Here is a 15,963-nt window from a genome sequence, read left to right as displayed (position 1 = left end):
CCCTGAGGAGGTAGGCCGAATGTTGTTTGTATACGGGCCTTTTTTGCCTGTGCGCATATTGGAGGAAATCCGTTTCTGGAAGCAACAAGAAGCGGAGCACACGGAAGTCATTCAGGCGATTGTTCCCCGCCTGGAGGCCGATTACGTTCGGCTGCTGGAGGAATGGAAGCCGATCTTTGAAGGGACGGAGGCCGCAGCTGACAAGCTGCTGCAATACGCCTTGGCCACACCTCACGCCGCCTCGAGTCCAGAGATCATCCGCCAGACGGAACGGCTTCTGCGAGCCTCGTGTCAGCAGTCGCAGGAATTTATCCGCCATCTGGAGTACATGCTGAAGCATAGCGCGGCCGTGAAGTCGGTGCCGCTGGCTCCCGTGGTGCTGCTGCACATCATCCGGGAATCGGCGTATTTCCTTGAGGTGCTTGAGCGGCTGAATCGGCCGGGAGAAATCGCCGGCAGCATGGCCGGAGCGCCGCCGTATCCCGATCCTTACCACGCGGCTGCTGGGCAGCCAATATACCGCGAACAAGCGTCTTTCGACTCGGCCAACGAAGAAGATCCGCAGGAGTTAACAGCCTTCACCACGTCCGAGCAACTGGACTTGACGGCCGAAACGGACGCAACCACCTCCGCCGAGCAAAACAGAGCGGACGCCTCCGAAGCAGCAAACACGCCCGAGGAGCAAGACGTGCCAGGAGCGGCGGACGTGTCCGAGGCCACCCTTGCAGCAGAAGTCGTGCAGGTGCATGTGCAGGAACAGGATGAGCTCAGCCTCCGCCAAGAACCAGCCGCTGACAACAACGCGGAAGCGATTACGGCGCGCGTACCGGAACACTCCGTCCCGATCGGCGGACATACGCTCCCTCCGCTGCCTTATCCATACAACGCGCTTGAACCCTATATCGATGAACAGACGATGCGCATTCATCACGACAAGCATCACAAGACGTATGTTGACGATTTGAACAAAGCGGAACTCAAGCTGCAGGAGGCGCGGAAATCCGGCAATTTTGATTTGGTAAAGCATTGGGAGCGGGAGCTGGCCTTTAACGGTGCGGGACATTACCTGCATACGATTTTCTGGGACATTATGAATCCGAAGGGCGGCGGCAAACCGCAAGGCGAGCTGCTGGAGCAGATCAAACGCGATTTCGGCAGCTACGACGCGTTCCATAAACAGTTCTCTGAAGCAGCTGCCAAAGTCGAAGGCGGCGGCTGGGCCATCCTGGTGTGGAGCCCGCGCGCTCACCGGCTGGAGATCCTCACAGCGGAGAAGCACCAGAACCTGTCGCAATGGGACGTCGTTCCGCTGCTGCCGCTGGACGTTTGGGAGCATGCGTATTACCTGAAGCATCAAAACGCTCGCGCCAACTACATCAAAGATTGGTGGAACGTCGTCTATTGGCCCGCCGTCGCCAAACGGTACGAAGCCGCGAAAAAACTAAAATGGCAGCCGTTTTAAACGACTGCCATTTTGTTATTATGGTTCACTTTCTTTTGCTCACTTTGAAGAGGATAAGAGCTAGTAACAGAATAATGATGGTGTTATTTAATTGCTGTACAACGTGTCCGTACCAATAATAAGAACTATAAAAAGACCTTTGGTTCACGAGGCTTGTACTCGAAACCAAAGGTCTTTGATAAAGGCTATTCTTTGATGAGCGAAAGGAACTCCGCCCGGGAAGCCGCATCCTTCCGGAAGCTTCCGCGTACGGCCGAGGTCACGGTCTTGCTGCCTGGCTTCTTGACGCCGCGAGAGCACATGCATAGGTGCTCGCCCTCTACGACAACCATCACGCCTTTCGGCTGCAGCACCTCTTCCATGATGTCGGCAATTTGCGAGGTAATCCGCTCCTGCACCTGCAGGCGTCGGGTTACCGCTTCTACCAAACGGGCCAGCTTGCTGAGCCCGGCGATTCGACCGCTTGGAATATATCCGATATGGGCTTTGCCGAAGAAAGGCGCCATATGATGCTCGCATTGACTGTAATAGACGATGTCCTTCACAATGACAAGCTCTTCATGGTTTTCCTCGAAGGTAACTCCCAGCACATCCCGAGGATCGACTTCATACCCGGCAAAAATCTCTTCATACATCCGCGTCACCCGGGCCGGTGTTTCGAGCAGCCCTTCGCGTTTCACGTCTTCCCCGATCAATTTCAGGATTTCCCGAACATGATATTCGATTTGCTCCCGATGATCGCCTACCCGTGTATTGACGTAATCTTTCAATCCGGACATCTTCAGCGCCCCTCCTTTCATAGAGTATGGCGAAACGTTACTTTATTTTCTCTTCTTCGTCGTTCGTCCCGCCCCCGGCAATGGGCCGCCTTGATTCTTCATCAACTGCTGCGCACGCTGCATCTGCTTGCTGTTCAGGTTATACCCCATTTGCTTCGCCATCTTCTGCAGCATTTGCGGGTCGTTTTGCATCTTCGTTAACTGTCTGCGGAGGTAAAAGACCCCGATCACAAAACCGCCAACCAGACCGACGATTAAAGTAATAATTGGAATAACGATATCCATGTTTCAGCCACCCCTGAATAATAATCGTGCTGCCTTTCGCTTGTAAGGCTTGCACACTCCAAATATCATAGCATCCAGCCTCACGCGATTCAAGGATTCACGCCAAAACCGCCTCGATAAACAACGTTGTCTCAGTCGCGAGATCAACCTCATTCACGTCCAGCTCATCGCCGGTGCCCCGCACGATCCGAATAACAGGCCGGCCCGGTAATCCCCGGTGTTGTCTGACCACCACGCCGGTTTCCTTCGTCCCAAGACGAACTGAGGTTCCGTTCGGGTACACGGAGATAATGCGCATAAACTCCACCAGCACCTCGTGGTCCAGCTCCTGTTCCGAGCAAGCCATCAAATGCTCGCAAGCCTCATGCGGCAGCAAGACCCGCCCGTCCTTGCTTGCGCCGCTGATCAAATTGTCGTACATATTCGCGACGGCGACGATACGCGGAAACAGATGGATCTCGTCCCCGGCAATTCCCCGCGGGATTCCTTTGCCGTCCAGACGCTCATGGTGTTGCAATGCCGTATGGGCGATCAACAGATTAAATTCGCGTTTATGGCGGAGCAGCTCGTAACCCCTCCAGGTATGGTGGTTTTTAGGGTCTTTTGGATTGGCTCCTTCCGGCAGTTCCACTGATTTGCCGATATCGTGCAGCAGCGCGCCAATCGCCAAATCCTTGAGTTGGGAATACCCGAGCCCCAAATTCAGTCCAATCATCGAAGAGATCAAGCTGACGTTCACCGCATGAAGATAAGCGGCATTGTCCGCTGTCCGAATGTCGGTGAGCTGCAGCAATACCTCTTTGTTGTTCAACACGTCAGTCAGCAGGGAATCCACGCTCGCGTTGATTTTGCGCGCGCTCCAATCCTTGCCGGAACGAATGGCCTGCAACGTTTCGGACATTTCCCGGAACATCGCCTGCTTGGTCGCCTCGCTGAGCACATCTTCAATTTCGATATCATCGAATTCCGGATCTTTAATGTATAACATTGTCACACCGATCCGCTTAAGCGTGTTAATCATAAAAACCGTAAGCTGAACCCCTGCCGACAACAACACGGTGCCGTTGGCGGAATACACCGTTTTACCTAAATATTGCCCCGGTTCGATATCCTCGATACTGATGAAACGCATATTTTGTGTTATCCCCCTTGCTGGATATCAGTCTCCGATGGAAGCCTGCAGCTTCTGCTTGGCCGCCCGAAGCCGAACCCGCACCTCTTCCTCCTGCTCGGCGTCTAGCGCCCGGTCGATCGCTTCCTCGGCCTCCTTGCCTCCGATTCGGCTCAGCGCCCAAGCTGCAGTTCCCCTTAGCTCTGGCCGCGGGTCATGAAGCAGTATATCTATTAATTTCGGCACGGAAGCCGAATCTTTGAAGTTGCCAAGCGCGATGACCGCATTGCGTTGGACCGGTTTTTTGCCCCGCCAGGCCGCGGCGCTGTCGCCAAAACGTTCTTTGAACTCACGGTTGCTTAAATCCAGCAATGGCAGCAGCAGAGGCTTAACGGTCTCGGGATCGGGAGCCAGCTCAGGCCGATGATTCCAGGACTTGCCTTTGTTTTTCGGGCAGACAATCTGGCAGGTATCGCAACCATAGAGGCGGTTGCCCATCTTCACCATAAATTCTTCGTCCAGAAACCCTTTGGTTTGCGTCAAAAAAGAAATGCACCGCTGCGCGTTCAACTCACCGGGGCCAACTAACGCTCCCGTCGGGCACGCGTCGATGCATTTGGTGCACTCACCGCAATCCTCCTCCACCGGCGTATCCGGAGGAAACGGCACGTTGGTGATCAGCTCGCCGAGGTAAATCCACGAGCCCCACTTGGGGGAGATGATCGCACAGTTTTTCCCCTTAAAGCCGATCCCTGCCCGGTCCGCCACCGCCCGGTCTACCAATGCCCCGGTATCGACCATACTCTCGATCCGCGCTTCGGGTACGCGCTCGCGGATGAAGGCTTCCAGCTTCGCCATCGCTTCGCGAAGCACCTGATGATAGTCCCGCCCCCAAGCAGAGCGGGCCAAGATGCCCCGCCGCTCGCCGGGCGCTGACTTCGGGGGATTCTCCAGCTTCGACGGATAGGCTACCGCGATGGATATCAATGAAGCCGGCTCCGTAAGCGACAATTCCGGGTACACCCGCTTGTCGAGATCCGGCTCCTCAAAGCCGGATTCATAGCCTTTATCGCGCCGGTCCTGCAAAATCGCCTTCAGCGACAAGAACGGATCCGCGCTGGCAAAGCCGATATCGTCGATCCCGAACTCCGCAGCTGCTTCCTGAATCTCCCGCTTCAGCTGCGCCCAGCGATTGTCTCCTTCCGGTAAACGCGTCATGCCGGTTTCCGCCATAGACATGTGTCCCCCTCCTTCCTGTTCATGTTGCCATAATGGTTGTCTGTTGTATTTTTTTACGAAGATAAACGCTTAATCGCTTCCCGTGCTAACTGGTCGCAATAATTGTTCAGCTCGTTGTCGCTATGTCCTTTGACCTTGATGTACTCCACCTTGTGAATGCCCATGAGCCGCCACAGCTCTTCCCAAAGATCGCGGTTCTCGACGGGCTGGTTCTTGCTGTTCTTCCAACCGTTCTTGAGCCAGCCGCGAATCCAGTTCTGCTGAAAGCAGTTGACCACGTAAGCGGAGTCGCTGTATACCTTAACTTGACAAGGCTCCTTTAATTGACTAAGCGCCGAAATGACCGCCTGGATTTCCATGCGGTTGTTGGTGGTCATTTTTTCGCCGCCGGACAGGTCCTTCCGATGCCCGTTAAACATCAGCACCGCGCCCCATCCCCCTGGACCGGGATTCCCGGAGCAAGCCCCGTCCGTATAAATCGTCACTTCCTTCACTGTTCATCCTCCCAAGCAAACGGCTTATAAACTACGGATCTTCGTAATCGGCCAAAAAACGAATTCGGCGCGGCCAACGATCCATTTCTCCTTCACGCTGCCAAAATAACGGCTGTCTTTGCTTCGTCCGGCGTGGCGGTTATCGCCCATCACGAAATAATGTCCGGCCTCCAGCTTCAGCTCCGGCATGTCGCCGTCCTCGATTACCGAGTCGGTGTATGGCTCGTCCAACGGCTGCCCGTTAATGAACAGTTGGCCGTCTCGCACTTCAACCGTATCCCCGGGAACCGCCACGATTCGCTTCACCAGAAAAGGCTTCCGGTCGGCATCCACACTAGGATCCTTCAGCACGACGATCTCACCGCGCTTCGGATGATGAAACCGATACACCAGCCTATCCACGAACAGCCGCTCCTGCTCTTCCAGGGTAGGCTGCATCGATTGTCCCTTCACCATTGATAAGTTAAAAACAAATAGGTTTAACAGCAGCATAATGACAAAGGCGATAACGATCGTCTTCAGCATCTCCCACAGTTCTGCGGCCCACCGCGGTTGCGTGGCTTCCGCTTGCAGCTCGTTAGCAGAGCGTTCGGGATCTGACGCTGCCTTTTGCTCCGAATCCATGACCGGTTCCATCCTGCACCTCATCAAAATTAAACAATCTATATAAATAGAAAAGCACATCCTTCACCCATTTGCAACGGATGGAAGATATGCTTCAACATTTCCCATTTCTGTCTTGGGAAGTTTCATCAATTGGATCCCGTCAGCGTCCGGGCTGCGATACCAAGCTTCTGGAAGGCTTCCAAAAACTTGCCTGCCCCATAGCCCATCGCCTCGTAGAGCGGCATGATCGCTTTATTGTGTTCATCTCCGGCGACCATAATCCGACGGACATTCCGCTGCTGGAACCGTTGTTCCATCGCGGTCACAAGGTTGCGGCCGACGCCGCGCCGGCGGTAATCAGGGTGTACGGCCATGCGGTAAATGCATCCCGTATTCTGATCGATCGTCCCGATCAATACCCCTTTGATCTCTTCCTCGACTTCTGCAACCATAATCAGCTCAGAATCCCAAGAAAGTTGTCTGGCAAACGCGCACTTGGTGTCTTCGTAGCAATCCTCCGATAAGGCCAACTGCAATAGCTCCATCACTTGATTTACATCACTCAACTGAAAGGAACGAATAAGCATGCTAAGATCTCCCTTTTCTTCACGCAAGATAGGCCGATGTAAAACATAACCCCCTGATTTACATCAACCGAATATTTGATTCCAGACAAAAACGAGAAAAAAACAGCTTCCTTGTCCATTAAACCATAGATATCTCCCAAATACATCAATTTTCTTATGAAAGCGCTTTGAATTAAGCGGTTACAATTATGAACTTTTACAAACGCCCCTGTTATGACTCACATTTATGCATATATTTTTATGTACTACCAATAATAGGATTGTTATGCGGGTGTTAACGGCGGGGAGCTGATGACTTCCTTAACACTCGGATGACGAAGCGGGATCTTATTATTAACGGGAGGTAAGAACGACCATGGCACATGAATTGCCTGCTTTGCCTTACCCGGCAAACGCACTGGAACCTTATATCGATGAGCAAACGATGATCATCCACCATGATCGGCACCATAACACGTATGTCACCAACTTGAACGCTGCGCTGGAAAGCGCGCCGGAACTGCAGAGCAAAAGCGTGGAGGAGCTGATCTCCAACCTGGATGCCGTTCCGGAGAGCATCCGCACGGCCGTACGCAACAACGGCGGTGGACATGCCAACCACAGCTTGTTCTGGAAGGTCATCGGCCCCGGCGGCGGCGGTGCGCCCACCGGCGCTGTAGCTGCTGCTATCGACAGCGACCTCGGCGGCTTCGATAAATTCAAAGAGGAATTCACCAAAGCGGCGACCACCCGGTTTGGCAGCGGTTGGGCGTGGCTGGTCGTCGGCAAGGACGGCAAGCTCGCGGTCACCAGTACGCCGAACCAGGACAGCCCGCTCTTCGAAGGCTTAACGCCGATTCTTGGCCTGGACGTTTGGGAGCACGCGTATTATTTGAAGTACCAAAACAAACGGCCGGATTACATCGCCGCGTTCTGGAACATTATCAACTGGGACGAAGTGAACCGCCGGTATGAGGCTGCGAAGAAATAACGCTGCGTTCATTACTCACGAAGGAGGATACATCTATGGCAGAGCAAAAGCGTAAATTGACGAATGACCCGGAGGAGCTTCTCGCCGCCAAACACGCCGAGGATGCGCATAAGCAGCAATTCACGAATTTCGCCCACAGCGTCACCGGCGGCGGAGCCACCCCCGACCTCGGCAAAGTCTCGGACGAAGAGCATCGCGAGCCCGATACCCAGAACCACATGAAATCCGTGGAGAACCGTATGATGTAATGGAAAAAAGGAAGGCGCGTGAGATGCGCCTTCCTTTTGTTGTGGTGTGGCGGCCGGATAGCGGTAAAAAGTACCGCTATTTTGTTCACGGATGGGGCTGTGCCGCAAATAGCGGTAATTTAGGGCCTTATCAGACCCGATTAGCGCCTCAACAAGCGTTGGTGCTCGCAATAAGGCCAATTTTTACCGCTATTTACTCCCGGGGACGTGCTTCGCCGCAAATAGCGGTAATTTATGGCCTTATCAGGCCCGATTAGCGCCTCAACAAGCGTTGGTGTTCGCAATAAGGCCAATTTTTACCGCTATTTACTCCCGGGGACGTGCTTCGCCGCAAATAGCGGTAATTTAGGGCCTTATCGGGCCAGATTAGCGCCTCAACAAGCGTTGGCGCTCGCAATAAGGCCAATTTTTACCGCTATTTACTCCCGGGGACGTGCTTCGCCGCAAATAGCGGTAATTTAGGGCCTTATCAGACCCGATTAGCGCCTCAACAATCGTTGGCGCTCGCAATAAGGCCAATTTTTTACCGCTATCCTTCTACGAAGACGTCGGCTAGAAGTAGACTTATTGACTTTTGGAGCTATCCTCCTAACGCACCCATCGTGCAAACAAGTTCCCCCTACCTCAAACCGCGCACTTCTATAAAATTAGTTAGTCTCTTACCCTTGTTTCACCGTGCTGTCCAGTCCCTTTAGCGCTCCACATGAACGTTCCATCCTGCACACTTTACAAACAAGCCGCCCAGTGTAATGGACTTCCTCGGCTAGGGGGTGGCCATATGTGAGGGGACTAGCCTACTGGGCAGTATAACGGTAAAAAGTACCGCTATTTTGCTTATGGGGATTGATCTATCCCTTTGATTCAGAACAATATTAACTTATTGCGTGTATCGCGTGCTGTTAGGCACCCTGCTTCCTGGAGGCTTCGGCGCATTAAGCGCCAAAGTACCCATTCAGAATACGCAGGAACACGTTCGGGAACGCCAGGTTATCCATATCTTCCCGAGTGATCCACCGGTACTCGGCTGCGGTGTCATCGGCGGCGGCCCCGGCGTCCGAGGCCTGTGGCCGGGCCGCCGAGTCGGCGCCGCCCGCCGCGTCATACGCCGCGGCGGTCTCGGCCACGGCCGCGGGCCCTACGCCGCGGCCGGCCGCCTCCATTGGAATCTCCGCGTCAAAACGAAACACGCGGAGATTCCAATGGATATGGCTGAACGTGTGCTCCGCGTTCAGCAACGCCCCGCCCGGCCGGGCGGGCACCCCGGCGGCGGCCAGTGCCGCCGCCAGCCGGTCCATCGCCGGGCCGTCGGGGAGGCCGGCGCCTTCGCCCGGCACGGCGTCGGCGGGGATGTGGGGCAGCTCCCACATCCGTGCGAGCAGCCCCGTGTCCGGCCGCCGGCGCACGAGCACGCGGCCGGCCAGCGCCCCGCCGCCTTCGACGAGGGCGGCGAGCCGGTACTCCGGCCGCGGCGGCTTCGCCTTGCTCTTGACCGGCAGGCGCTCCTCCGCGCCTTCGAGCCGGCCGGCGCAGCGGGCCATCACCGGACAGATCAGGCATTGCGGCGACTTAGGCGTGCAGACAAGCGCGCCCAGCTCCATCAAAGCCTGATTAAAATCGGAGGCCCGCCCTTCCGGGATCAGCTCCGCGGCCAGCTCCTCCATGAGGGTGCGTGTCCCAGCCTTCGCGACGTCTTCCTCGATGAGGAAGTAGCGCGACAGCACCCGCATGACGTTACCGTCCACCGCCGGTTCCGGGCGGTTAAAAGCAATGCTCAAGATCGCCCCGGTCGTATACGGGCCAACCCCCTTCAAGGCGGATACCTCCGCCTTGGTATCCGGCACGATCCCTCCGTGCCGCTCCATCACCTGCTTGGCCGCGGCCTGCAGATTGCGGGCCCGCGAATAATAGCCAAGGCCCTCCCAGCATTTCAGCACCTCTTCCTCCGGCGCCTCTGCCAGATCCCGAATCGTCGGAAACCGCTCGATAAACCGCTGAAAATACGGAATCACCGTATCCACACGCGTCTGTTGCAGCATAATTTCCGACACCCAAATATAATAAGGATCGCGATGCCTGCGCCAAGGCAAGTCCCGCTTCGACCGCTCATACCAACTAAGCAGTTCTGTACTGAAAAATACCCGTGTTTCCCTGTTTCCCCGCATCCTGCTCTCCTTCTATTCCACGCGTTCCACCACGGCAAAGGCCGAAGCCAGTTGCCGCTCATGCGTAATGCTAAGATGTATGGTATACCCGCTGCCCTCCGGTCGGCCGACACCAGACAGACCAAGTCGTTCCCAGGCTCCCGGCGTCAGCGTCACAAACGGTTTCCCGTGCGCATCGGGCAAAATCTCGATATCAGTAAAGCTTAGCACCTGACCGATGCCACAGCCAAACGCCTTGCTGACTGCTTCCTTCGCCGCAAACCGCCCCGCCAAGAACTCCGCCGGTCGGGCAGCTTGTCCAGGCAGCTCCAGCTCCGCCACGGTTAAGATCCGCCGGCGCAGCCGTTCGCCGATCGACTTGTTTAACAAGCGCTCCATGCGCTGGATTTCGACGATGTCATGTCCGATTCCGAAAATCAACAGGCAGCCCTTCTTCCTTCAAAAACTTCTCTCCATGCGCTCCGTCCGAGTCAAGCCCATAAACGTTCGCTTCCCCCATTGTAGCAGGGAACGGGGGGAGGCGCGAGTCTTGCCACAGGGATTGACAAATCACCGGCCAAACGGGAGACAAGCGGCACTGCTCCTCCCCTTCCCCTATGCTATACTGAAGCTAGCTTATCTTCCCAACCGCAAGAATGATCAAGAAGCCAATTTTTAGGTCCGCTATACTTGAACCATAGACCGGTCTGGAGGCAGTTATGAATCAAATCAACACCATTCAAAAAAGCATCGATTATATCGAAGAACGGCTAGGCGAGGGGCTCACGTTGGCTGAGGTGGCCAAGGCGATGTTTTACTCGGAATACCATTTTCATCGCACGTTCCTGTTTTTCGTCGGCGAGACGATGACGTCTTATATCCGAAAGCGCAGATTGTCTCTAGCAGCCGAACTCCTGGCACATTCAGATCTGAAGATAGTCGACATCGCGCTGCGCTGCGGCTTTGGTTCCCATGAGGCCTTTACCCGGGCCTTCCGGAAAATGTACGGAATCCTGCCTACGGAATGCCGCCGCCGCGGCCGCCCGCCATACCTGGTACCCAGGGCCAATCCGCTTCGAGATTTCGTTGCTCAAATTACTTATGATTGGGGAGAGTATGTCATGCAATACCGTATTGAACAGATTCCAGCTAAGCGCATCCTGGGTTTCGCAATCCAAACAACCACGGAGGATGGACAAAATCACAAGGACATTCCAGCGTTCTGGCAAAAATATATGCATGAACAATGGGGCTCCCGCGTCCCCGGCAAACTCCATCCAAATGTTGAACTCGGCGTCTGCACCGCCCTCGATGAAGACGGCACGTTCCGCTATATCATCGGCTTTGAAGTCGACGAAACAACCGAGGTTCAGGAAGGACTCACCGAGTATCGGGTCCCAGCGCAAACCTATGCGATCTTCACCACTCCGCCAGCAGGTGAAGCCGATTTCTCCTCGTCCATTCAGCAGACATGGGACGAAATCTTTACGAGCTGGTTCCCGACGTCCGGCTACGAGCAAGTGGCTGCGCCCGATTTTGAATGGTATGATGAACGCTGCTGGCCGAAGGAAGGTAAACAGATCGACATTTATATCCCGGTTCAGCCATCCGGAGCAAAGGCGTAACCCCGTTGCCCCACAACATCATAGTAACCCGCAACAAAAAGAAACAACCCGGCTCCACCCAACGGAGAACCGGGTTGTTTTGTTATTCGTAACGCAGCGATTCGATAGGGTGCAGCTTGGAGGCTTTGTTGGCTGGGTACAAGCCGAAGAAAATACCCACCGCAGCCGAAAATCCAAAGGCCAGCAAAATCGCCCAAATCGAGATGACAAACGGCCACCCCGAGATCAAAGCGAACACCCAGGCCGCCAATAACCCTAACAGGGCGCCAATCGTGCCCCCGATAAACGAGAGGATGACCGCTTCGATCATAAACTGGAGCATGATCGTCCCCGGCGTCGCGCCAATCGCTTTGCGGATCCCGATTTCCCGGGTCCGTTCCGTGACGGAGACCAGCATGATGTTCATGACCCCGATCCCCCCGACAAGCAGGGAGATGCCGGCGATAGAACCGATGATCGTTTGCAGGATGGAGAACGTGCTTTTTATCATTTGTTCCGCATCCCTTGCCGATTCCGTGACATAAGCATCCTTGCTTACGTTTTTCCGGTCCGCAAGCCAGGACTTGACCGTCTCCACCGTTTCATCCATTCTCTCCGGCGATGTGGGCAGAATCTCGAGCATACTTAAGCGATCGCTTGCCCCTTCCCCGTCCAGCATAGCCGTAATCGGTGTGTAAGCGGAGTAACGCTCTCCGCCAAAGCTGCTCATGAGGCTCTCCTGCGCCTTGTACACCCCAACAATCCGGAACATCCCTCCGGATAATTGGATTTTCCGGCCGATTGCCCCTTGCGGGGAACCAAACGCTTTATTGGCATATTTGGCCTCAACTACAAGGATTTTTTGACGCGCCCGCTCCTCTTGTGAGTTAAAAAACCTGCCCGCCACCACATCGATTTTCTGCATTTTAGGCGAATCCGAGGTCGTCCCAGTGATACTAAATTGCAGCTCTTCCTTCTTAAGCTTACCGGTCATCCCATAGGAAGACGACGACGAAACGTAACGGACCCCCGGGAGCTTACGAATCTCTGCCAATTCACGCTGCCGGAAATAGGTATTGTCCTCGGGTTCTCCGTTGTTATAGTTCGGATAGATCAGAAAATACCCATCCTCATAGTTAGAAATCTCCGACATAATCGAGCTTTGTCCAGCCTGGCCAATAGACACAACCGTGACCACCGCAGCGACGCCAAAAACGATGCCGATCATCGTCAGGAAGGAACGCAGCTTGTTCATTCGGAGATTGTCCAGGGCAACAAGGATGCTCTCCCAAATGCTCATCCGCCAACACTCCCTTTACGCTTGTCGCTTAGGATCCGTCCGTCCCCAAACGTGATGATCCGGTCGGCATGCTCGGCGATGTCCGGTTCGTGGGTAACGAGCACGATCGTCGTCCCTTCGGCGTGAATTTCTTTGAACAAATCCATGATTTCATAGGACGATTTCGTATCTAGGTTCCCGGTAGGCTCATCGGCCAGCAAGATCGGTGCGTTCATCGTCAGCGCCCGGGCGATCGCCACCCGCTGTTTCTGACCGCCGGAAAGCTCGTTTGGGCGGTGCTTAACCCGTTCAGCCAGCCCAACCCTGCGAAGCAGCTCAAGTGCCCGCTCGTTGCGCTTCTCCCGGGGGATGCCGGCGTACATCATCGGCAGCGTGACGTTTTGCAGCACGGTTTGCCGGCCCAGCAGATTAAAGCTCTGGAAAACGAACCCGATTTTCCGGTTCCGTACGCGTGCCAACTCCTCCTCGCTCAGCGACTCTACCGGAGCTCCGTCCAGCTCATAGCTGCCGGAGGTCGGGACGTCCAGGCAGCCGATAATGTTCATCAGCGTTGATTTGCCCGAACCTGATGAGCCCATGATGGCCACGAACTCGCCTTTCTCGATGTGCAGATCAATGGGGGTCAAAGCCTGTACCTCAAGGGGACCGTTTTTGTATATTTTGGTGATGCCCTTGAGTGTAATCATTTCACCTTCACCTTAGCGCCATCCTGCAGCTTGTCGCCGCCTTCCACCACGACCAGATCGCCTGCGGCCGCCCCGGAGACCAATTCAATTTGATCCTCGCCTTCCTTCCCCGTTGTAACCGGCACCTTAACGGCAACACCGTCCTGAACCTTAAAGACGTATGCCTGCTCACCGTCGTACTGAACCGCGTCGATTGGCGCAAGAAGCCGCTCCTTATCGGGAATCTCCATCTCTACCGTGACGTTATACCCCGGACGAAGCTCCGGCGATACTTGATTCAGGCTGACTTCCATTTCCACCGACGTATCCTTGGATGTTGGATCGGTCACCCCCGCCGTAGGAGCCAAATACGAGATACTGCCCTCATAACTGTCCGAAAAAGCCTCACCGGTAACCACGGCCTTCATCCCTTGCTCCGCCTTGCCTGCATCCAGCTCATTCAGGTATGCACTTACTTTAAGCCGGCTCACATCGGCAATCGTTGCGATTTCGCTGCCTTCGGCCAGCATTTGACCTGCGTTTACCGCAAGTGAGGTGACAACGCCGTCGGCTGGGGCTAGCACCTGCTGATTGGCGAGCTGCTTCTCCAGGGATTGGATCGTCAGCTGACTGGAACGAATACGCAAATCATAGGTGGTAAGGTCCAACTCCTCCGGTTCGAGGTCCGGGTTTTCGAGACGCGCTTGCTTGAAGCTTTCAAAATGCTGCTTTTTGGCCGCCAGTCGTTCCGCTTCGGTCAATTGCAGATTAATCCGTTCCTTCTCCAGTTGCTCCCGCACTTGCTCCATGCTCAGCGTAAGGAGAACCTGCCCTTTCTTGACCGTATCGCCTGACTTCACCTTTACCGCTTCCACCAATCCGCTTGCCGGAGCGTACACCGAGGTCGTCTGTCCCGGCTCCAGCTTGCCGTTCGTGTAGATTTGCTCGACGATTTTGCCCATCTCTACGGCGGTAACCTTCACTTCAGTTGCCCGATTCAACCCAATCAGGTTGGCAACGACCAACGCGATGACCGCCAAACCGACGATGGCGCCCCAAAACCATTTTTTCTTCAACAAGTCCATCACCTATCCTGTTATGTATAATTCCGGACTTAAACCAGCAACAGCGATCCCAGCGATAACACGAGCCATGCTACAATAATCCAACCTGCCACCGTTTTGTAAGGCCGTTTCATCATGACCGAAGAGCCGATAATATACAGTACGAGCCCCCAAATCGAAAATGGATTGATCAAGGATAAGAACTGGTACATTGGGCTGGACTTATCGGAGATAAAGGCCCCCAAGCTCAGCGAAACATCCGTGACGGACTGCACGTCCATCGTCATGATCATAATTCCCGTGATCAAGCTGCCTAACAGCCCCGGCAGAGCGGAATAAGCAGCGATGGAAACAAACTGCATGTATTTGCCTTCACCGCGCACGACTAAATTCAGCAGCAACAACAGCAGGCCTGTCACGAAAATCGTGATAATCGGCATCACTACGCCCATCACGTAAGCAGACGTCTTCGCTGTCGCCATAAACGTCGCCTGCATCGCGGCATCCAACTGTTGACTTTGGATCTGCCGTTGAAATTCCTTCTCCAGCACCGGCATCTGCATGTAGATCACGACAACGGAGACAAGGATCATCACCGCAAGCGCAAAGAGCCAAGCGGTCTTACTCTCCCGCACCCGCCTAAACGTTTCCACCGGAGCTGTAAAAATCGTAAATACGTTTTTCATAGAAACTCCCTCCTCCTCCTCAAATCTCCCAACATCATTCCATTTCATATAAAATGTAAGACTAGAATTATGTTATATATACGAACAAAGTCGCAAAGAGATTCAAGTTAGGCCCAATTTACAACTCATGCTAGAGCTCGTGAACACCACATCCATAGGAAGCTCGCTAGGTTTCCCTGCCATTATACCCTCCTGTCCCATTTCCGCCACAGACTAGGATCACTGCTGGACCTAAGCCCAAGCTCACTCAAATTGTAAAAGATCGGCGTCCCTTTACGTCCCCTGGCGTCCCTTGGCTTCCCCTGCCCCTTGGGCCCTTCTCGCGCGCCACTCTTTTCGCCATTATCCCTTTTGCTCAGAACGGGGGATCGGGGAAGGAGATCTTCTTGCTGCTCCACTTTGCACAATTATCCCTTTTGCTCAGAATTGAGAGATCCATGGACGGGAGTGAAATGAGGTCCCCGGGGAGCTGATCTTTCCTTTTCCATAAAGATAAGAATGACTTTCTGGGATTTTTTTCTTGTAAATAGAACGTATGTTTGGTATAATGAAAAAAAAGAGAACATACGTGCGCATTTATTGAGTTAGAGGATTTGAATTGGAGGAATCGGACATGGAGTTAGGTATGAATTCGGAGCTGCTTCAACCTGTCAGCAGCCGTTTTCAAAGTGAGGCGGACTGCATTGAGGCGATCATCACTATGAAGTGGCCAAACGGATTTG

The 15,963-nt window shown here is 54.4% G+C and carries 17 protein-coding genes and 1 pseudogene; 5 read left to right on the top strand and 13 right to left on the bottom strand.

Going from position 1 to position 15,963, the window contains the following annotated elements; all coding sequences use genetic code 11:
* Positions 1 to 19: 19 nt before the first annotated feature.
* Complete coding sequence (locus M3G15_RS14310) at positions 20 to 1,462, top strand: Fe-Mn family superoxide dismutase (protein WP_260071320.1); 1,443 nt, start codon at positions 20 to 22, stop codon at positions 1,460 to 1,462.
* 185 nt (positions 1,463 to 1,647) lie between these two features.
* Here the strand turns inward: M3G15_RS14310 and folE are convergent, their stop codons facing one another.
* From folE to M3G15_RS14275, 7 genes are all read right to left on the bottom strand, one after another.
* Entirely contained in the window at positions 1,648 to 2,241 is a 594-nt protein-coding gene (folE, locus tag M3G15_RS14305) for a GTP cyclohydrolase I FolE (RefSeq protein WP_260071319.1), read from the bottom strand.
* A gap of 42 nt (positions 2,242 to 2,283) precedes the next feature.
* On the bottom strand, positions 2,284 to 2,526 hold the full coding sequence (locus M3G15_RS14300) for a YneF family protein (protein WP_009227073.1): 243 nt from the start codon (positions 2,524 to 2,526) through the stop codon (positions 2,284 to 2,286).
* A 97-nt stretch (positions 2,527 to 2,623) separates the two neighbouring features.
* Complete coding sequence (locus tag M3G15_RS14295; RefSeq protein WP_009227072.1) at positions 2,624 to 3,658, bottom strand: HD-GYP domain-containing protein; 1,035 nt, start codon at positions 3,656 to 3,658, stop codon at positions 2,624 to 2,626.
* Between the two features lie 27 nt (positions 3,659 to 3,685).
* Positions 3,686 to 4,876, bottom strand: a complete 1,191-nt coding sequence (gene queG / locus M3G15_RS14290) for a tRNA epoxyqueuosine(34) reductase QueG (protein WP_009227071.1) — start codon at positions 4,874 to 4,876, stop codon at positions 3,686 to 3,688.
* 53 nt (positions 4,877 to 4,929) lie between these two features.
* On the bottom strand, positions 4,930 to 5,370 hold the full coding sequence (gene rnhA, locus M3G15_RS14285; protein ID WP_009227070.1) for a ribonuclease HI: 441 nt from the start codon (positions 5,368 to 5,370) through the stop codon (positions 4,930 to 4,932).
* Positions 5,371 to 5,394: 24 nt separating this feature from the next.
* Complete coding sequence (lepB, locus tag M3G15_RS14280; protein WP_397376628.1) at positions 5,395 to 6,006, bottom strand: signal peptidase I; 612 nt, start codon at positions 6,004 to 6,006, stop codon at positions 5,395 to 5,397.
* Between the two features lie 116 nt (positions 6,007 to 6,122).
* On the bottom strand, positions 6,123 to 6,563 hold the full coding sequence (locus M3G15_RS14275; protein ID WP_009227068.1) for a GNAT family N-acetyltransferase: 441 nt from the start codon (positions 6,561 to 6,563) through the stop codon (positions 6,123 to 6,125).
* A 355-nt stretch (positions 6,564 to 6,918) separates the two neighbouring features.
* On the opposite strand from M3G15_RS14275, the gene M3G15_RS14270 reads away from it, so the two are divergent.
* On the top strand, positions 6,919 to 7,533 hold the full coding sequence (locus M3G15_RS14270) for a superoxide dismutase (RefSeq protein WP_260071317.1): 615 nt from the start codon (positions 6,919 to 6,921) through the stop codon (positions 7,531 to 7,533).
* Between the two features lie 35 nt (positions 7,534 to 7,568).
* The gene (locus M3G15_RS14265) at positions 7,569 to 7,781 is read left to right on the top strand and encodes a hypothetical protein (RefSeq protein ID WP_260071316.1); all 213 of its coding nucleotides are present in this window, start codon (positions 7,569 to 7,571) and stop codon (positions 7,779 to 7,781) included.
* A 932-nt stretch (positions 7,782 to 8,713) separates the two neighbouring features.
* On the opposite strand, the gene mutY is transcribed toward M3G15_RS14265, so the two are convergent.
* Entirely contained in the window at positions 8,714 to 9,943 is a 1,230-nt protein-coding gene (mutY, locus tag M3G15_RS14260) for an A/G-specific adenine glycosylase (protein ID WP_260071315.1), read from the bottom strand.
* Positions 9,944 to 9,955: 12 nt separating this feature from the next.
* Complete coding sequence (gene acpS, locus M3G15_RS14255) at positions 9,956 to 10,363, bottom strand: holo-ACP synthase (RefSeq protein WP_260071314.1); 408 nt, start codon at positions 10,361 to 10,363, stop codon at positions 9,956 to 9,958.
* 278 nt (positions 10,364 to 10,641) lie between these two features.
* Between acpS and M3G15_RS14250 the strand changes: the two genes are divergently transcribed.
* Positions 10,642 to 11,547, top strand: a complete 906-nt coding sequence (locus M3G15_RS14250; protein ID WP_009227063.1) for an AraC family transcriptional regulator — start codon at positions 10,642 to 10,644, stop codon at positions 11,545 to 11,547.
* 82 nt (positions 11,548 to 11,629) lie between these two features.
* Here the strand turns inward: M3G15_RS14250 and M3G15_RS14245 are convergent, their stop codons facing one another.
* The 4 genes from M3G15_RS14245 to M3G15_RS14230 are packed head-to-tail and all read right to left on the bottom strand — an operon-like array spanning position 11,630 to position 15,241.
* On the bottom strand, positions 11,630 to 12,826 hold the full coding sequence (locus tag M3G15_RS14245) for an ABC transporter permease (RefSeq protein ID WP_260071313.1): 1,197 nt from the start codon (positions 12,824 to 12,826) through the stop codon (positions 11,630 to 11,632).
* Positions 12,823 to 13,512, bottom strand: coding sequence for an ABC transporter ATP-binding protein (locus M3G15_RS14240; protein ID WP_009227061.1), 690 nt, complete (start codon positions 13,510 to 13,512; stop codon positions 12,823 to 12,825). The genes M3G15_RS14245 and M3G15_RS14240 overlap by 4 nt, the downstream gene beginning before the upstream one ends.
* Complete coding sequence (locus M3G15_RS14235; RefSeq protein ID WP_260071312.1) at positions 13,509 to 14,576, bottom strand: efflux RND transporter periplasmic adaptor subunit; 1,068 nt, start codon at positions 14,574 to 14,576, stop codon at positions 13,509 to 13,511. Before M3G15_RS14235 ends, M3G15_RS14240 begins: the two co-directional genes overlap by 4 nt.
* A 29-nt stretch (positions 14,577 to 14,605) precedes the next feature.
* The gene (locus M3G15_RS14230; protein ID WP_157273559.1) at positions 14,606 to 15,241 is read right to left on the bottom strand and encodes a YIP1 family protein; all 636 of its coding nucleotides are present in this window, start codon (positions 15,239 to 15,241) and stop codon (positions 14,606 to 14,608) included.
* A gap of 613 nt (positions 15,242 to 15,854) precedes the next feature.
* On the opposite strand from M3G15_RS14230, the pseudogene M3G15_RS21770 reads away from it, so the two are divergent.
* Positions 15,855 to 15,963: pseudogene (locus M3G15_RS21770) on the top strand (transposase); the annotation flags it as partial.

This window comes from Paenibacillus sp. p3-SID1389 (assembly GCF_025151705.1).
Classification (GTDB): domain Bacteria; phylum Bacillota; class Bacilli; order Paenibacillales; family Paenibacillaceae; genus Fontibacillus; species Fontibacillus phoenicis.
This window is presented reverse-complemented; position numbering and strand designations above follow the sequence as displayed.